Source organism: Sporosarcina sp. Y352, from assembly GCF_056786535.1.
In genome coordinates this window covers 1-1,780 of the sequence record NZ_JBXCJE010000033.1, presented here as the reverse complement: position 1 = coordinate 1,780, position 1,780 = coordinate 1, and the positions used below count along the sequence as shown (strand labels likewise).

1 protein-coding gene is annotated in these 1,780 nt (G+C 41.3%); it reads right to left on the bottom strand.

The annotated features are described in order from the left end of the window. Window positions 1-387: 387 nt before the first annotated feature. Window positions 388-1,665 carry an IS110 family RNA-guided transposase gene (locus AC1TO6_RS21055; protein ID WP_482103539.1) on the bottom strand — a complete coding sequence of 426 codons (1,278 nt, stop codon included), beginning with the start codon at window positions 1,663-1,665 and terminating at the stop codon, window positions 388-390. Between the last annotated feature and the right edge of the window lie 115 nt (window positions 1,666-1,780).

The following is a 1,780-nucleotide window of genomic DNA, read 5'->3' as shown; positions in this document are numbered from 1 at the left end:
CCTTATTGAACTAACCTCCCTCTATAAACATTGATGTATCAACGGCTTGCACTACTTCATGATGTAGAATAATTATTTTTTCACGTATTTCATAAACAGAGTCTTGAATTTCTTGTTTTTATTACCAAATAGAGCGTATGCTTCGCTAAAACCAATGGAAATAATTGGCTTTTTATCCAATATGTGATGCACAATGGATCTCTGCGATACTTATGACGACGTACCCTCCCATGTCTCTTAGCGTCAATGCGCTTACATTCCTTCGTTCGGTCTATTCATAAGGCAGAGGCCTGCTAAGCTGCCCCAGGGACTCATAGTCTTAGTTTAGTTATTTTGCTGGCTTCTCCGTGTCATCCTTCTGGTATAGTTCTCGCTGTTAAGAAATGTTTACGCTGTCTCTGAGAGACAGTGGAGATCTTTCATCATATATTGTTCGTTAAAACAGACTTTCTTTTTGCAAATACCATGTAATATCTTCAGTAATTTACCACAGAGAACTACCATCGACTGCTTCCCACGCAAGGGATTTTGTTGGCGAGTGGTGTAATATTCATGAAGCCGTTTAAACGCTTCGTTATGACGAATGAGTGGTACCATTACTTTGAAAAGAATATACCTGAGTTTCTTCCGTCCTCGTTTCGAGATATGTTTTTGTCCCTTATGTTGACCAGACGAGTTTTCACGTAATGTTAATCCCGCTAGTTTGATAAGTTGGCGTGGATTTTCATAAAGTGAAAAGCTCCCTACTTCTGAAAGTAAATCAACAATCGTCGCATCTCCTAAACCAGGAACGGAAGAGAGTAGCTCATATTCCATTGTTGTTTGTGCCATTTCGGCTAATTGGCTGTTCACAGATGCAATTTCGTTTTCTAATAAGCGATACTGACGTAGGAGCGTGGCGATTTCATGTCGGGCCATCTGTGTCCCTTCTGTCAGTCCGATCGAGTTAGTCGATGCTTCAATGAGAAGCTTTGCTTTCGGTAACTGTGGCGTCCTCATCCCCTCTACCTTACGGTAGACAAAAACCAACTCCTCAGCTGTTTTCCCTTCAATATCCTGTGGCAATGGCGTCATTTCCAATGCCGCAAGCGCCATCTTTCCGAAAGCCGGAAAGACTTGAGTAAATTCTGAGAAATAGCGATCAAGCCAACGGATTATTCGATTTTTAATACTCGCTAAATCTTCCGTTAACTTTGAACGGAGGGTAGATCCGATACGCAGTTCAGCTTCTAAGTCTTTTAATAGACGAGGATAGCTAAAACGTCCATCTTTCACTAACCGAGCTATTACGAGTGCATCTTTTTTATCGTGTTTAGTTGGTAAATTATCGTCCAGTTCTTTTGAACGTTTAACGTGCATTGGATTGACCATCACTAGTGGAATCCCGTAGTGATCTAAGAAGTAAGCCAAGTTCATCCAGTAGTGGCCTGTAGGCTCAATTCCAATGATAACGTCTGTTTTCTTAGCTTCCTTCATTGTTTGACGAATCTTTTCATACAAACTTTCAAAGCCTACTTTTGATTGATGTACCGCAAAGGCTTTTTCAATCACGCGCCCTCGTTCATCGACAAAGCACGCGTAATGAACGCGCTTGGCAATGTCCATACCAACAACGAGTGTATTTTCAGTAACTTGATTAATTTTTTCATTCCATTTAAACTGCATAGAGAAGTCCTCCTTGTTTGATGATGGGTCAATGGTCGTTGACACCCATGCATCATACTAGAGGGCTCTTTTTCTTTCAAGACCCCGAACTTCCTTCAAACAGGAATGCTGCCCC